Origin of the sequence: Micromonospora sp. WMMD723, from assembly GCF_049863385.1 — a bacterium.
GTDB lineage: Bacteria > Actinomycetota > Actinomycetes > Mycobacteriales > Micromonosporaceae > Micromonospora > Micromonospora wenchangensis.
The window spans coordinates 678,467-692,203 of sequence record NZ_JBMKNR010000001.1 but is presented as its reverse complement, the minus strand read 5'-3'; the positions used below and the strand labels follow the sequence as shown (position 1 = coordinate 692,203).

The 13,737-nt window shown below is 72.7% G+C and carries 15 protein-coding genes; 8 read left to right on the top strand and 7 right to left on the bottom strand.

What is annotated here, in order from left to right:
* Positions 1–97 precede the first annotated feature (97 nt).
* Both ACN261_RS03145 and ACN261_RS03140 read left to right on the top strand, forming a co-directional pair.
* Positions 98–376: a F0F1 ATP synthase subunit epsilon gene (locus ACN261_RS03145; RefSeq protein WP_067312863.1), complete on the top strand. Its 279-nt coding sequence runs from the start codon at positions 98–100 to the stop codon at positions 374–376.
* Positions 377–388: 12 nt separating this feature from the next.
* A complete protein-coding gene (locus tag ACN261_RS03140; protein WP_088642779.1) occupies positions 389–844 on the top strand; it encodes a DUF2550 domain-containing protein in 456 nt (151 codons plus the stop codon).
* 52 nt (positions 845–896) lie between these two features.
* On the opposite strand, the gene ACN261_RS03135 is transcribed toward ACN261_RS03140, so the two are convergent.
* Entirely contained in the window at positions 897–1,322 is a 426-nt protein-coding gene (locus ACN261_RS03135; protein ID WP_421483872.1) for a VOC family protein, read from the bottom strand.
* Entirely contained in the window at positions 1,298–1,870 is a 573-nt protein-coding gene (locus ACN261_RS03130) for a cob(I)yrinic acid a,c-diamide adenosyltransferase (protein ID WP_145921453.1), read from the bottom strand. Before ACN261_RS03130 ends, ACN261_RS03135 begins: the two co-directional genes overlap by 25 nt.
* Here ACN261_RS03130 and murA point away from each other — a divergent pair.
* A complete protein-coding gene (gene murA, locus ACN261_RS03125; RefSeq protein ID WP_421483871.1) occupies positions 1,869–3,299 on the top strand; it encodes a UDP-N-acetylglucosamine 1-carboxyvinyltransferase in 1,431 nt (476 codons plus the stop codon). The two genes, ACN261_RS03130 and murA, sit on opposite strands and share 2 nt — an antisense overlap.
* A 124-nt stretch (positions 3,300–3,423) precedes the next feature.
* Entirely contained in the window at positions 3,424–4,272 is an 849-nt protein-coding gene (locus ACN261_RS03120; protein WP_421483870.1) for a 3-hydroxyacyl-CoA dehydrogenase family protein, read from the top strand.
* 106 nt (positions 4,273–4,378) lie between these two features.
* On the opposite strand, the gene ACN261_RS03115 is transcribed toward ACN261_RS03120, so the two are convergent.
* The 3 genes from ACN261_RS03115 to ACN261_RS03105 all read right to left on the bottom strand — a co-directional run bounded on the left by ACN261_RS03115 (position 4,379) and on the right by ACN261_RS03105 (position 6,754).
* Complete coding sequence (locus tag ACN261_RS03115) at positions 4,379–5,224, bottom strand: ABC transporter permease (protein WP_421483869.1); 846 nt, start codon at positions 5,222–5,224, stop codon at positions 4,379–4,381.
* A complete protein-coding gene (locus ACN261_RS03110; protein ID WP_425848312.1) occupies positions 5,224–6,126 on the bottom strand; it encodes an ABC transporter ATP-binding protein in 903 nt (300 codons plus the stop codon). Before ACN261_RS03110 ends, ACN261_RS03115 begins: the two co-directional genes overlap by 1 nt.
* A 331-nt stretch (positions 6,127–6,457) precedes the next feature.
* Positions 6,458–6,754, bottom strand: coding sequence for a DUF1540 domain-containing protein (locus tag ACN261_RS03105; protein WP_067312880.1), 297 nt, complete (start codon positions 6,752–6,754; stop codon positions 6,458–6,460).
* 839 nt (positions 6,755–7,593) lie between these two features.
* On the opposite strand from ACN261_RS03105, the gene ACN261_RS03100 reads away from it, so the two are divergent.
* The gene (locus ACN261_RS03100; RefSeq protein ID WP_425848310.1) at positions 7,594–8,190 is read left to right on the top strand and encodes a hypothetical protein; all 597 of its coding nucleotides are present in this window, start codon (positions 7,594–7,596) and stop codon (positions 8,188–8,190) included.
* A gap of 66 nt (positions 8,191–8,256) precedes the next feature.
* Here the strand turns inward: ACN261_RS03100 and ACN261_RS03095 are convergent, their stop codons facing one another.
* The gene (locus ACN261_RS03095) at positions 8,257–8,874 is read right to left on the bottom strand and encodes a DUF4126 domain-containing protein (RefSeq protein WP_145923013.1); all 618 of its coding nucleotides are present in this window, start codon (positions 8,872–8,874) and stop codon (positions 8,257–8,259) included.
* 71 nt (positions 8,875–8,945) lie between these two features.
* Between ACN261_RS03095 and nucS the strand changes: the two genes are divergently transcribed.
* Positions 8,946–9,605 (top strand): endonuclease NucS, encoded by a 660-nt coding sequence (nucS, locus tag ACN261_RS03090; RefSeq protein WP_421483866.1) that lies wholly within the window; start codon positions 8,946–8,948, stop codon positions 9,603–9,605.
* 36 nt (positions 9,606–9,641) lie between these two features.
* On the opposite strand, the gene ACN261_RS03085 is transcribed toward nucS, so the two are convergent.
* Positions 9,642–11,141 carry an aldehyde dehydrogenase family protein gene (locus tag ACN261_RS03085; protein WP_425848307.1) on the bottom strand — a complete coding sequence of 500 codons (1,500 nt, stop codon included), beginning with the start codon at positions 11,139–11,141 and terminating at the stop codon, positions 9,642–9,644.
* A gap of 192 nt (positions 11,142–11,333) precedes the next feature.
* Here ACN261_RS03085 and ACN261_RS03080 point away from each other — a divergent pair, with 192 nt between their 5' ends.
* Both ACN261_RS03080 and ACN261_RS03075 read left to right on the top strand, forming a co-directional pair.
* Positions 11,334–11,801, top strand: coding sequence for an FHA domain-containing protein (locus ACN261_RS03080; RefSeq protein WP_421483864.1), 468 nt, complete (start codon positions 11,334–11,336; stop codon positions 11,799–11,801).
* 96 nt (positions 11,802–11,897) lie between these two features.
* The gene (locus ACN261_RS03075) at positions 11,898–13,673 is read left to right on the top strand and encodes a 3-hydroxyacyl-CoA dehydrogenase family protein (RefSeq protein ID WP_425848305.1); all 1,776 of its coding nucleotides are present in this window, start codon (positions 11,898–11,900) and stop codon (positions 13,671–13,673) included.
* Positions 13,674–13,737 lie beyond the last annotated feature (64 nt).

Below are 13,737 nucleotides of genomic sequence, written 5' to 3'. Positions count from 1 at the left end.
ACGCCGGACGGTGGTGCAGGTCTCGGCACCCGCGTTGGGTCGGCGACGACGGTCCGACTAGACTTTCGGCAATCCGTCGCCGCAGCAAGGAGACAGCGTGGCACAGCAGCTTCACGTCGACCTCGTAGCCGTCGAGGAGAAGGTCTGGTCCGGCGAGGCCGAAATGGTCGTCGCCCGCACGACCGAAGGCGAGCTGGGTGTGCTGCCGGGGCACGCGCCGCTGCTCGGCCAGCTCGCCGAGCCCAGCCAGGTCCGGATCAAGCAGGCCGGCGGCCAGCAGGTCGCCTACGACATCACCGGTGGGTTCCTGTCGGTCGGTGCCGAGAGCGTCACGGTGCTCGCCGAGAGCGCCACCCCGGCCACTCCGGCCCGCTGAGCCCACCCGCCGATGGAGATCGTCGAAGGGATCGGAATCGGCATTGCGGTGATCCTCGCCGCGCTCCTGATCCTCTTCGTCCGGCGGGCCCTGGTCACCCGTAGCGGCGGCATTATCCGGCTGAGCGTCCGGGTCACCACCGTCCTGGACGGCCGGGGCTGGTCACCGGGCTTCGCACGGTTCGTCGGCGACCAGCTCCGCTGGTACCGGATGTTCAGTTTCGCCCTGCGGCCCAAGCGGGTGCTCTCCCGCAAGGAACTGGTGGTGGAGCGGCGGCGGCTGCCCGAGGGTCAGGAACGGCTCTCCATGCCGTCCGACTGGGTGATCCTCCGCTGTACCAGTCAACACGCGCCGGTCGAGATCGCCATGGCCCGCTCCACGGTGACCGGTTTCTCCTCCTGGCTCGAGGCCGCCCCGCCCGGGGCGGCCTCGCCGCGTATGGCCTCCCAGGACTGGCCAGCCGCCTGACCCGGCCCGGTCGCCGGCCTGGCACCGCCTGCGGTCACCCGGCCGCCTGCGGTCACGGTGCCGCGACGGCGGCCACCAGCTCTACCTCGTAACCCTGCCGGTCGGTGAGGTAGGCGGCGTAGCTGTCCGGGCCCCCGGCGTGCGGGTGGCGGTCGGCGAACAGCAGCGCCCAGCCGTGGGCCCCGGCGTCGGCCACCAGCCGGTCCACCGCGTGCGGCGGACCGGCATGGAAGGCCAGATGGTTGAGGCCCGGAGCGAGCCGGTCGTGGGTCCGCCCGGTCAGTGCCGGGGACTCCTCGACGACCAGGTACGTCGGGCCGTGCCGCCAGGAGCAGCCGGCCGGCCAGTCCTGGTGCGGCGTCCAACCCAGTTCACCGAGCAGCCAGCCCCAGCTCCGCTTCGCGGCGGCCAGGTCGGGCACCCAGACCTCGACGTGGTGCAGCCCGCCCGTGCTCAGCGCTTGCCGCCCGGCACCCATAGCACATCGCCGCCCGGATTGGCCGTTCTTGACAGGATGAACAGCAGGTCGGAGAGGCGGTTGAGATACTTTGCCGGAAGGGAGCTGGTGCGATCCGGATCGTGGGCGACCAGGGCCCAGGCCGCCCGTTCGGCGCGCCGGGCGATCGTCCGTGCCACGTGCAGCAGCGCCGCGCCAGCGGTGCCGCCGGGGAGGATGAAGGAGTCGAGCTTGCCCAGTCGCCCGTTGTACTCGTCGCACCAGCCTTCGAGGCGTTCGACGTACTCCTCGGTGACCCGCAGCGGCGGGTACGCCGGGTCCGGCTCGACGGGGGTGGCCAGGTCGGCGCCGACGTCGAACATGTCGTTCTGGATCGACTCCAGCACGGCCCGCAGCTCGTCGTCGAGCTGCCCCAGGGCGAGCGCCACGCCGAGCGCGGCGTTGCACTCGTCGACATCCGCGTACGCGGCGATCCGGGGATCGGTCTTCGGCACCTGCTCGTTGTTGCTCAGCCTGGTCATGCCGGCGTCGCCGGCCTTGGTGTAGATGCGCGTGAGGTGGACGGCCATGACGCACAGCCTACGGATACCGGACCTGACGATCCCGGCACGGCCCACCGCGGCCGGTTGGCCGGTGGAGGCGGGGCCGGGTGACCCGGCCGTCGACGCGGTGGACGTCATCCGGGTCGGCGGCGACGCCCGGCTGGCCGGCACGGTGCACGTGGTCGGGGCGAAGAACTCGGCGTTGAAGCTGATGGCGGCGGCGCTGCTGGCGCCGGGCCGTACGGTGATCACCAACGTGCCCCGGATCACCGACATCGCCATCATGGGCGAGGTGCTGCGCCGGCTCGGCTGCGCGGTGCACTTCGCGGCGGACGACCCGGTCGACCCGATGGTCGCCTACGGCGGGCAGGCCCGCTCCCGGTCGGTCGTCATCGACGTGCCCGAGCAGCCCGGCGCGGACGCCGACTACGACCTGGTGCGTCGGCTGCGGGCGTCGATCTGCGTGTTGGGCCCGCTGCTGGCCCGCCGGGGGTACGTGCGGGTGGCCCACCCGGGCGGGGACGCGATCGGCTCCCGGGGCCTGGACATGCACATCGCCGGGCTGGCCCGGATGGGCGCGGAGGTCTCCGGTGAGCACGGCTTCGTCATCGCCGCCGCCCCGCACGGGCTACGGGGTGCCGAGATCGTGCTGGACTTCCCCAGCGTGGGCGCCACCGAGAACCTGGTGATGGCGGCGGTGCTGGCCCGGGGCGTGACGACGATCGACAACGCGGCCCGGGAACCGGAGATCGTCGACATCTGCACGATGCTCAACCGGATGGGTGCCCGGATCTCCGGCTGCGGCAGCTCGACGCTGCGCATCGCCGGGGTGCCCGCGCTGCGCCCGGTGCGGCACGCCACGGTGGGGGACCGGATCGTCGCCGGGACGTGGGCGTTCGGCGCGGCGATGACCCGGGGGGACGTGACGGTCACCGGGATCGACCCGGCCTACCTGGAGGTCGCGCTGGACAAGCTGGTGTCGGCCGGCGCGCTGGTGGAGACCCGGGGGGACGCCTTCCGGGTCCGCGCCGACGACCGCCCCGCCGCCGTGGACGTGGTGACGCTGCCGTACCCGGGGTTCGCCACCGACCTGCTGCCGATGGCGATCGGCCTGGCGGCGGTCAGCGAGGGGGCGTCACTGATCACCGAGAACATCTTCGACGGCCGGTTCATGTTCGCCAACGAGATGGTGCGTCTCGGCGCCGACATCAAGACCGACGGGCACCACGCCGTGGTCCGGGGCCGGGACCGGCTCTCCGGCGCCCCGGTCCGGGCCACCGACATCCGGGCCGGTGCCGGGCTGATCATCGCGGGGCTCTGCGCGGACGGCGCGACCGAGGTATCCCACGTGCACCACGTGGACCGGGGCTACCCGGACTTCGTGGCCGACCTGCGGGCGCTCGGTGTGGAGGTGGAACGGGGCACCGCCCCGGAGGCCCCCGAGCTGACCATCTGACCCGCCCGCCGTCCGCGCCCCCGGCCGTCCGTCGCCGGTCCGACCGTCCGGGGCTTAGCGGTCGTTCAGGCTCGCCGACTAGGGTGCTGGTAAACAACTCAATCTCTAGGCGAGGGAGAAGCAGATGGCGGGTCGACTCGCGGTCGTCGGGGCCGGACTGATGGGTTCCGGCATCGCCCAGGTGGCGGCGCAGGCGGGCTGGCAGGTGACGCTGCGCGACGTCGACGACGCGGCCACGACGCGCGGCGTGGACGGCATCCGCAAGTCGCTGACGAAGTTCGCCGAGAAGGGCAGGATCGAGGCGTCCGACGTCGAGGCCACGCTGGGCCGGATCACCCCGACCACCGAGCTGGAGGCGGCGGCCGACGCGGACATCGTGGTCGAGGCGGTCTTCGAGAAGATCGAGATCAAGCACGAGGTGTTCCGCGCGCTGGACAAGATCTGCAAGGCGGACGCGGTGCTGGCGACCAACACGTCGGCCATCCCGGTGACCCAGATCGCCACCGCGACGCAGCGCCCGGAGTCGGTCGTCGGCACCCACTTCTTCTCCCCGGTGCCGATGATGAAGCTGTGCGAGCTGGTGCGCGGCTACAAGACCAGCGACGCGACCCTGACCACCGCCAGGGCGTTCGCCGAGGAGATCGGCAAGACGGTGGTGGTGGTCAACCGGGACATCGCCGGTTTCGTCACCACCCGGCTGATCTGCGCGCTGGCGATGGAGGCGGTCAAGCTGGTCGAGTCCGGGGTGATGTCGGCCGAGGACCTGGACACCGCCTGCAAGCTCGGCTTCGGTCACGCGATGGGCCCGCTGGCCACGGTCGACCTGACCGGCGTGGACGTCCTGCTGAACGCCACGCGGAACATCTACACCGACACGGCCGACGAGAAGTTCTTCCCGCCGGAGCTGCTCCAGCGGATGGCCACCGCCGGTGACCTGGGCCGCAAGACCGGCCAGGGCTTCTACTCGTACTGAGCGCCGCCCCGGTCTCGGCCCCGGCCAGCAACGTCGCCGATACTGCGGTGTCCCCGTCAGCGGACACCGCAGTATCGGCACAACCGCGTCGAGTACACCCGGCGGGTCAGCCGTCGCGCTTGGTGGTCCAGCGGAAGGTGGTCAGGCAGAGGGCCAGGCCGATCAGGCACCACAGGGCGAGGACCAGGGCGACCCGGCCCAGCTCGAAGGAGCCGCCGGGCTCCTGCGCGCCGAAACTCTCCGGCAGGAAGACCGCGCGCAGGCCCTGGCACATCCACTTGAGCGGGAAGAACGCCGCCACCTGCTGCATCCAGGTTGGCAGGTCGGTGAAGACGAAGAACACCCCGGAGATGAACTGGAGCACCAGGGAGACCGGGGTGACCACGGCGGAGCCGCTGCGTGCGGTGCGGGCCAGCGACGAGATGGCGATCCCGCACAGCGTGCAGGCGGTCACCCCGAGCACGGCGACCCAGCCGAAGGTGAACCACTTCGCGGCGGTGGCCGGCAGGTCGAGGTCGAACAGCGCCACGGCGACCGCCAGCAGCAGCGCGGTCTCGGCGACACCGATCACCACCACCATGATCACCTTGCCGGCGAACCAGACCCACTTCGGCATCGGGGTGCCCCGGTAGCGCTTCAGCACGCCCCGGTCCCGCTCGATCGGGATCCAGATGCCGAGGTTCTGGAAGCTCACCGTCATCAGCCCGGTCGCGATCATGCCGGTGATGAAGTACTGGGTGAACTTCACCCCGCCGCCGATCGTCCCGTCGAAGATCGACGCGAAGATCAGGATCATGATGATCGGGAAGCCCATCGTGAACACGACGGACTCCCGGCTGCGCAGGAACTGGGTGATCTCCAGCCGGCCCTGGCGCAGGGCGAGCGCGCCCGGCCCGACCCGCCGGCGGCCGGTGGTGGCGGGCGGGGGCACCGGCTTCGTGGTGGTGGTCATCAGTGTCCGATCATGCTCAGGTAGACGTCTTCCAGGGTCGGCCGGGTCACCGTGAGACCGGGCACCTCGCCGCCGAAACGCGCGGCCAACTCCGCCACCAGCGCCGTCGGCGTCGCGCTCTGCGCGGTCTCCGACGTCCCCTCGGGGGTACGCCAGGACACCGTCGCCAGGGCGTTCTGGCGGTTGCCGAGCAGGTTCGGCGGGGCCACCTCGATCACCCGGCCGGCGGCGATCACCCCGACCCGGTCGGCGAGCGACTCGGCCTCGTCCAGGTAGTGGGTGGTGAGCACGATGGTGGTGCCGGCGGCGGCGAGGTCGCGGATCAGCTCCCAGAACTCGCGCCGCGCCTCCGGGTCGAAACCGGTGGTGGGCTCGTCGAGGAAGAGCAGCTCGGGGCGGCCGATGATGCCCAGCGCCACGTCGAGCCGGCGCTTCTGCCCGCCGGAGAGGGTGTGCGTGCGGGCGTTGGCCTTGGCACCCAGCCCGACCCGTTCGACGACCTTGTCCGGGTCGTCCGCCTCGGGATAGAACCCGGAGAAGTGCCGGACCACCTCGGCGACGGTCAGCTCGTCGAACTCGCCGGTGCCCTGGAGCACGATGCCGACCCGGGACCGCCAGTCGGCCGCCCGGCCCCGGGAGGTGCCCGGTGCGCCCGCCCGCTGGCCGCGCGGGCGGGAGCCGAGGACAAGACCGGGGTCGGTGCCGAGCACGCTGACCTGGCCGGCGTCGCGCTGCCGGTAGCCCTCCAGGATCTCCACCGTGGTCGTCTTGCCCGCGCCGTTCGGTCCGAGCAGGGCGAACACCTCGCCCCGGCGGACGTCGAGGTCCACCCCCGCCACCGCGACGTTGTCGCCGTACGCCTTGCGCAGTCCCCGTACGGAGATCGCGAGCTCGTCATCCATGCCGTCCAGTGTGCGACCAGGCCGTCCGGCGCGGCGGCCCGGGGTGTGCCGGTGTCGGCCGGGTCGCGTCGAGGCGTCCCGCTCGTCCCCGGCGGGGGCCTGTGAGGTGCTGCACACCGGGGACGCCGACGGGACCGGGGACGTCCGGCGGTTCCGGGCCTGGTCGTCGGGCTCGGGCTCAGGGTGGGGGCCGGGGTCGGGTCGGGGTCGGGGGAGTCCGGCGGGGCCGGGGCGTGTGGCCCCGGCCCCGTGCTGGCCGGTCGGTCAGCGGCTCTGGTCGGTCAGCGCTCTGGTCGAATCAGCGCTCTGGTCGTATCAGCGCTCTGGTCGGTCAGCGGCTCTGGTAGGTCATGCAGTCGGCCAGGTCGTTGTCGGGGCCGACGGTGATCGCCGGGGCGCGACACTCCAGCTCCGCGTTGTGCCGGCAGTCGGCCCGGCTGCACGCGCCGACCTGGGCGATGAGCCGGTCGAGGCCACCGCGTACCGGCAGCTCCACGAAGGTGTGGCAGTGCGCGTGGTCGGTGCTGCCGATGGTGATGGCGAACGCGTGGCAGTCGTTGGTGTGGTTGTAGGCGCAGGACGAGGCCGCGCACTCCTGAACCCGGGGCATTTCCATCGCTGCGGTCATGACAACCTCACTTTCGGTAGATATGCCACAAATGGTAGGCGTCGGTTGGGTGGGGCGCGGGCTGTTCCACTGCTGATCACCCCGTAGGAAGCCCGCCGCCACCGTCAACCCCGCCCGAACGACCCGTTCCTCACCCCCCGCCCCTTTCCGCCCCGCTCACCCTCCCGCCCCGGTGACCCTCCTGCCCGCACCCCTCCCACCCACCCCGGTGATCAAGAGAATTGCGGCCCAGGAGAGCGCTCTCGATGACGCAAACCTCTTGATCACCGGGCCGTGCGGGCCGGGCCGGGTGGGCCGGGCCGGGCCGGCCGGGTGGGGCGGGGCGGGCCGGGTGGGGCGGGCTGGGTCGGGTGGGCGGCGGGGCAGGGGCGCGCCGGGTGGGGCGGCGGGTTTGTGCCTGTCCGGGTGGGCGGTGCGGACCCGGTCGTCGGTGAGGCGGCCCCGTCCGGCGGGCCCGTGCGGCACGAATGCGGCCAGATGTCCGGTTCGGTGCGGTCGGGTCGTCACCGGTGTCCGCAGCCGGGTCGACCGGGCGGGGCGTCCCGTGACCGGCGGCACCCCCACGGCGGAATCCCGGCCGGCCCGCAGTCGTTACACCCTCTGTACGACCGCAGCAGCACCCCGCCCGGCCAGCCCGGAGGCGGGCAGCGCCCCGGAATGACGCGGGCCCCCCGGTCGTTACATCTGGTTCCGGCGCGAGCGGCAGGGCCCGCCGGAGACCTGAGAACTCCCCTCGTGAGCGCCTCGTCGTGGTGCTTACGCCCCCACCACCGGCTCCGCCGGTGACCCGGTCCCCCGACCGGTCGGGTGGCGTCGACCCCCTCGAAGGAGCATCCCCCATGAAGACCACCATTCTGCGTAAGAGCGTCCTCGGTATCGCCGGTCTGGCCGTCGCCGGTGGTCTGGCCGCCGGTCCGTTGAACCACGGCACCGCCGAGTCGACCGCTGCCGACCACACCGTTGCCGTGGTCCAGGCCGACAAGCCCGCCGTGGACACCGCCAAGCTGATCCCGCACGGTGTGCAGGGCGAGCAGTCCCGCATCGACCTCAACGACGAGCAGACCGGCAACGTCAAGGCGATCATCGCGGCGACGAAGAAGGCCGGCATGGACGAACGGGCCGCCGTCGTGTCCATCGCGACCAGCCTGCAGGAGTCGAAGCTGGAGAACCTCGGCCACCTCGGTGACCGCAACGACCACGACTCGCAGGGCCTGTTCCAGCAGCGGCCGTCCAGTGGTTGGGGCACGGTGGAGCAGATCACCGACCCCGAGTACGCGACCCTGGCGTTCCTCAGGGGCCTCAAGCAGGTCGACGGCTGGCAGGACATGCCCCTGACCAAGGCCGCCCAGACGGTGCAGGTGTCGGCGTACCCCGACCACTACGCCCAGTGGGAGCAGCAGGCCGCCGACCTCGTCGCCCAGCACTGGAACAGCTGACCCCCGTACGACACGACGGCCGGCACCCCGCGTGGGGTGCCGGCCGTCGGCGTGTGCGGCGGTGGGTCAGACCCGGTAGCCGGCGGCGCGGGCCGCCTCGCGGTCCCGGCGGCGCTCCCGGCGTCGGCGCAGGAACCAGACCACGAACGCCACCATGCCCAGCAGGAAGGCCAGCACCAGTACCGGCAGGATGATCGCCACCAGGGACATCAGCACGCTCGTCGCGTCCTCGGCGGTGCTGGCCACCGGTGCGCCGAAACCCGCGGTGGTCGCGTTGACCACCGGTCGGGCCGCCGCCTTGAACAGGTGCACCCCGAGCGCGATGGCGACACCGGCGGCCACCGGCACCCACTGGTGGGACGAGAAGAACCCGCCCGGGTCGCTCACCGTCACCGTCTCCGAGCCCGACCCGGCGCCGAACGCGAGGCCACCGGCGGTGGGGCGGACCACCGTCTGCACGACGTCGTTGACATGGTCGACCACGGGCACCTTGTCGGCGACGACCTCGACCGCGAGCAACGCCGCGAGGATCGCCAGCACCCAGCCGTTGCCCAGCCACTGCCAGCCGCTGGGCAGGTCGATCAGGCTGGTGTAGCGGGCGAGCAGGCCCATCGTGAGCAGGGGAATGTAGGCGTTCAGGCCCGCCGAGGCGGCGAGCCCGGTACCGGTGAGGACTTCGAACACCATCTCAGCATGGCACCGGCACGCCAGTGCCGCGCGACGGTGACCGGCCGGTCCTCGGCTACCCTCGTCGGGTGCGTCTGGTGATTGCGAAGTGCTCGGTGGACTACGTCGGACGGCTCTCGGCGCACCTGCCGCTGGCCACCCGCCTGCTCATGGTGAAGGCGGACGGGTCGGTGTCGATCCACGCCGACGACCGTGCGTACAAGCCGTTGAACTGGATGAGCCCGCCCTGTCGGCTGGAGGAGGCCCCCGGCGTGTGGCGGGTGGTCAACAAGGCCGGCGAGGAGCTGCGGATCACCCTGGAGGAGGTCTTCCAGGACACCTCGTACGAGCTGGGCATCGACCCGGGGCTGCGCAAGGACGGCGTCGAGGCGCACCTGCAGGAGCTGCTGGCCGCCAATCCGGAGACGCTGGGGGAGGGCTTCACCCTGGTCCGGCGGGAGTACATGACGGCGATCGGCCCGGTCGACCTGCTCTGCCGGGACGCCAACGCCGGCGCGGTTGCCGTCGAGGTGAAGCGGCGCGGCGAGATCGACGGCGTCGAGCAGCTCACCCGCTACCTCGAACTGATGAACCGGGACCCGCTGCTCGCCCCGGTGACCGGCGTCTTCGCCGCCCAGGAGATCAAGCCGCAGGCCCGGGTCCTCGCCACCGACCGGGGCATCCGCTGCGTCGTCGTCGACTACGACCGGCTGCGCGGCATCGTGCGCGACGAACTGACCCTGTTCTGACCGCCGGCCGCCCGGCGGGGGCCGCCCGCCGGGCGGTCAGCGGCGGCCGTACAGGGCCTTGGTGACCTTGACGATCCGGGCCACGTCGGTCGGGGTCCGCTCGAAGGTCATCGCGGGCAGCAGCGAACGGGCCCGCCGCCGGGTGACCGACTTGGCCCGGCCGAACTCGCGCAGCCCGTCCTCACCGTGGATGCGGCCGAAGCCGGAGTCGCCCACCCCGCCGAACGGCAGCGTGGACATGCCGGCGAAGGTGAGCGCCGAGTTGACCGACGCCATCCCCGAGCGCAGCCGGCGGGCGATCGCCACCGCGTCGCGCCGCCCGAACACCGAACCCCCCAGGCCGTACGGCAGGGCGTTGGCCCGGCGTACGGCCTCGTCGGCGTCGGCGACCCGGGTGATGGTCACGGTCGGGCCGAAGGTCTCCTCGCGGATCGCCGACGCCGACTCGGGGACGTCCACCAGCACCGTCGGATGCACGTACGGCGGCTGCACGGCGGCGGGACCGCCCACCACCGCCCGTCCCCCGGCGGCGATGGCCTCGTCGATGTGCCGGCGGATCACGTCGAGCTGGCTCGGCATGGTGATCGGGCCGAGATCGGCGCCATCCGCGCCGACGGTCAGCCGTTCGGCGCGGGCGACCACCTTGTCGACGAACGCGTCGTGCACGGCCGCCACCGCGTAGACCCGTTCGATGCCGATGCAGGTCTGCCCGGCGTTGGTCAGCGCGCCCCAGACGCACGCCTCGGCGGCGGCGTCCAGGTCGGCGTCGGCGTCCACGATCATCGCGTCCTTGCCGCCGGCCTCCAGCAGCACCGGGGTCAGCGACTCGGCGCAGGCGGCCATCACCCGGCGGGCGGTCGCCGTGGAACCGGTGAAGGCCACCTTGTCGACGCCCGAGCGGCACAGCGCCGCGCCGACGTCGCCCAGGCCGTGCACCGCCGTGAACACCGGCTGTTCCGGCACCACCTCGGCGAACGTGTCGACCAGCCACTGCCCGACGACCGGGGTGTACTCGCTGGGCTTGAGGACGACCGCGTTGCCGGCGGCCAGCGCGTAGGCGGCGGAACCGACCGGGGTGAAGACCGGGTAGTTCCACGGGCCGATCACCCCGACCACGCCGTGCGGCTGGTATTCGAGGTGACCGGAGAACTCGGCGAGGATCAGCCGGGAGCGGACCCGGCGCGGCCCCAGCACCCGGCGGGCGTTGCGGGCCGCCCAGTCGATGTGCTCGATGGCGGTGAGCACCTCGACGACGGCGTCCCCGACCGGCTTGCCGCCCTCGACGTGGATCAGCTCGGCCAGCTCCTCGACCCGCTGGGCGAGCAGGGCCCGCCAGCGCAGCAGCCGGGTGCGGCGGCCGGTGAAACCGAGCCCGGCCCACCACTGCCCGGCCGTGCGGGCGCGGGCGACCGCGCGGTCGACCTCCGCGGCGGTGGCGACCGGCACGCTGCCGGCCTCGTCGCCGGTGGCCGGGCTCGTCGAGACCAGCCGACCGTCGGAGATGACCGGGGTACCCGGGACCTGCACAGCCGTCATGGCGGAAGTCTAGCCCCGGAAGCTACCCGCTGGTAGTTGTGAACAGCGTTCAGCTATTGCTCCGTCGCCGCCTGTTCGGTGGACACCGGATGTCCGCCAGGGGTCGTGGAGGTGACCGGGCGGGTGGTGAGCTGGTCACGCGGAGCTGGCAGGCTGACCGCGGGGCGACGGTGGGTGGGGAGCTGACTGTCCATGCAGGATCATCCGGAACTGATGCCACTGCTGACGGTGGCCGCTGGCCCGATGCGCGGGGCGAGCTTCCGCGTCCGGCCCCGGCCGCAGGTGATCGGCCGGGCGCCGACCGCCGACATCGCGGTCGCCGACGCACACCTGAGCCGGCGGCACGCCGAGGTGCGGCTGACCGACGACGGGGTGGTCCTGGTCGACCTGGGATCGACCAACGGCACCTGGCTCAACGACCGGCGGATCACCGACGCCGAACCGCTCACCGACGGCGACGTGATCCGGCTCGGCCGTACCGAACTGCGCTACTTCGACCCCGGACTGGCCACCACCGACCCGGTCGGCCTGCGCTTCGCCGGGGGGTCCGTCGGCCGCCGGGACCACCGCCCCACGCTGCCGCTGCCGCCGCGCCCTCCCGGCTCCACCGACGCCCTGCCGGCCGCCCCGGTCCCCGCGCCCAGCGCCGTCGACGCCTGAGGCGGACGGGGACCGACCTCCACCGCCCCGGTCCCGACGGATAGCCTTAGCGTTCGTTCAAGTCGGCAGCGGCGGAATCAACCAGGGAGGCCGGTCGTGGCGCGGGAGTTCACCAGGGTGGGCGTGGTCGGTCTGGGCACCATGGGCGCCGGCATCGTCGAGGTGTTCGCCCGCAACGGTGTCGACGTCGTCGCGGTGGAGATCTCCCCGGACGCCCTGGCCCGGGGCCGGGCCACCCTCACCCGGTCGACCGACCGGGCGGTGGCGCGGGGCAAGCTGGCCGGGGCCGACCGGGACGCCCTGCACGCCCGGGTCGACTTCCAGGTCGGGCTGGACGCGCTGCACGCGGTGGACCTGGTCGTCGAGGCGGTCCCCGAGCGCCTCGACCTCAAGCGGCGGATCTTCGCCGAACTGGACCGGATCTGCCGGCCCGACACCATCCTCGCCACCAACACCTCCTCGCTGGGCGTCACCGACATCGCCGTCGCCACCGGTCGCCCCCAGCAGGTCGTCGGCCTGCACTTCTTCAACCCGGCACCGGTGATGAAACTGGTCGAGGTCGTCCGCACCGTGGTCACCGCCGCCGACGTGGTCGACGACGTCGAGGCGCTCTGCGCCCGGCTCGGCAAGGTCGGCGTGACGATCGGCGACCGGGCCGGATTCATCGCCAACGCCCTGCTGTTCGGCTACCTCAACCAGGCGGTCAGCCTGTTCGAGGCGCGTCACGTCACCCGCGAGGACCTCGACGCGGCGATGACCCTTGGCTGCGGCCTGCCGATGGGTCCGCTCGCCCTGCTGGACCTGATCGGCCTGGACACCGCGTACGAGATCCTGAACACCATGTACCGGCACGGCGGGCGCAACCGCCGGCACGCCCCGGCGCCGCTGATCCGGCAGATGGTCACGGCGGGGCTGCTCGGCCGCAAGACCGGACGCGGCTTCTACACCTACGACAAGCCGGGCTCGGCGAAGGTCGTACCCGACGGGTCGACCCCGACCGCCGACGACGCGCCGGGCAGCACGGCCGTGACCAGGGTCGGTGTCGTCGGCTCGGGGACCACGGCGGCCGATCTCGCCGCGGTGTTCGCCGCCGCCGGCCACCAGGTGGTCGCCGTCGGCGCGGACGGGCCCGCCGGGACCGCCGGGGCGGTCCGGACCGCGCTCGACGAGGGCGTCACCCGGGACGATCCCGACCCGGCGGGCCGCGACGCCGCGCTGGCCCGGATCAGCTGGGCGGACGCGCTGGAGCAACTCACCGACGTCGACCTGGTGGTCGAGGCGACGGCGGGAGATCTGGACACCACCCGGACGCTGTTCGCCCGCCTCGACGAGGTCTGCAAGCCGGGCGTGGTGCTCGCCACCACCACCTCCACGCTGCCGGTGATCGAGCTGGCGATGGCCACCCGCCGTCCCGCCGACGTGCTCGGCCTGCACTTCTGCGCCCCGGTGCGGGCCCGCACGCTGGTCGAGGTGGTGACCACCGTCCGGACCTCGACGGAGGCCACCGCCACCGCCCGCGCGGTCTGCGCCGCCCTCGGCCGGACCACGCTGGTCTGCGACGACCGGGCCGGCTTCGTGGTCGACGCGCTGCTCTTCCCGTACCTCAACGACGCGGTACGGATGCTGGAGGCCGGTTATGCCGGCGTCGACGACATCGACCACGCGATGACGCTCGGCTGCGGCTACCCGACGGGCCCGTTCGCGCTGCTCGACGCGATCGGCCTCGACGTGGCGCTGGCCGTGCAGCGGGCGCTGTACCGGGAATCGCGCGAACCGGGCCTGGCCCCCGCGCCGCTGCTGCACCACCTGGTCACCGCAGGTCACCTGGGCCGCGCCGCCGGCCGGGGGTTCCGCGAGCACACCGGGCGCTGATCCGACCCCGGGGCGGACGACCTCACCCGTCCGGCGACCTGGGACTGACCGTAACCTTGGCACG

What these genes read in the sequence shown, in the direction of transcription:
- ACN261_RS03140 (WP_088642779.1), top strand. Translation starts at nt 389, where the DNA reads ATGGAGATCGTCGAAGGGATCGGAATCGGCATTGCGGTGATCCTCGCC.
- ACN261_RS03135 (WP_421483872.1), bottom strand. Translation starts at nt 1,322, where the DNA reads ATGGGTGCCGGGCGGCAAGCGCTGAGCACGGGCGGGCTGCACCACGTC.
- murA (WP_421483871.1), top strand. Translation starts at nt 1,869, where the DNA reads ATGACGCACAGCCTACGGATACCGGACCTGACGATCCCGGCACGGCCC.
- ACN261_RS03130 (WP_145921453.1), bottom strand. Translation starts at nt 1,870, where the DNA reads ATGGCCGTCCACCTCACGCGCATCTACACCAAGGCCGGCGACGCCGGC.
- ACN261_RS03120 (WP_421483870.1), top strand. Translation starts at nt 3,424, where the DNA reads ATGGCGGGTCGACTCGCGGTCGTCGGGGCCGGACTGATGGGTTCCGGC.
- ACN261_RS03115 (WP_421483869.1), bottom strand. Translation starts at nt 5,224, where the DNA reads ATGACCACCACCACGAAGCCGGTGCCCCCGCCCGCCACCACCGGCCGC.
- ACN261_RS03110 (WP_425848312.1), bottom strand. Translation starts at nt 6,126, where the DNA reads ATGGATGACGAGCTCGCGATCTCCGTACGGGGACTGCGCAAGGCGTAC.
- ACN261_RS03105 (WP_067312880.1), bottom strand. Translation starts at nt 6,754, where the DNA reads ATGACCGCAGCGATGGAAATGCCCCGGGTTCAGGAGTGCGCGGCCTCG.
- ACN261_RS03100 (WP_425848310.1), top strand. Translation starts at nt 7,594, where the DNA reads ATGAAGACCACCATTCTGCGTAAGAGCGTCCTCGGTATCGCCGGTCTG.
- ACN261_RS03085 (WP_425848307.1), bottom strand. Translation starts at nt 11,141, where the DNA reads ATGACGGCTGTGCAGGTCCCGGGTACCCCGGTCATCTCCGACGGTCGG.
- ACN261_RS03080 (WP_421483864.1), top strand. Translation starts at nt 11,334, where the DNA reads ATGCAGGATCATCCGGAACTGATGCCACTGCTGACGGTGGCCGCTGGC.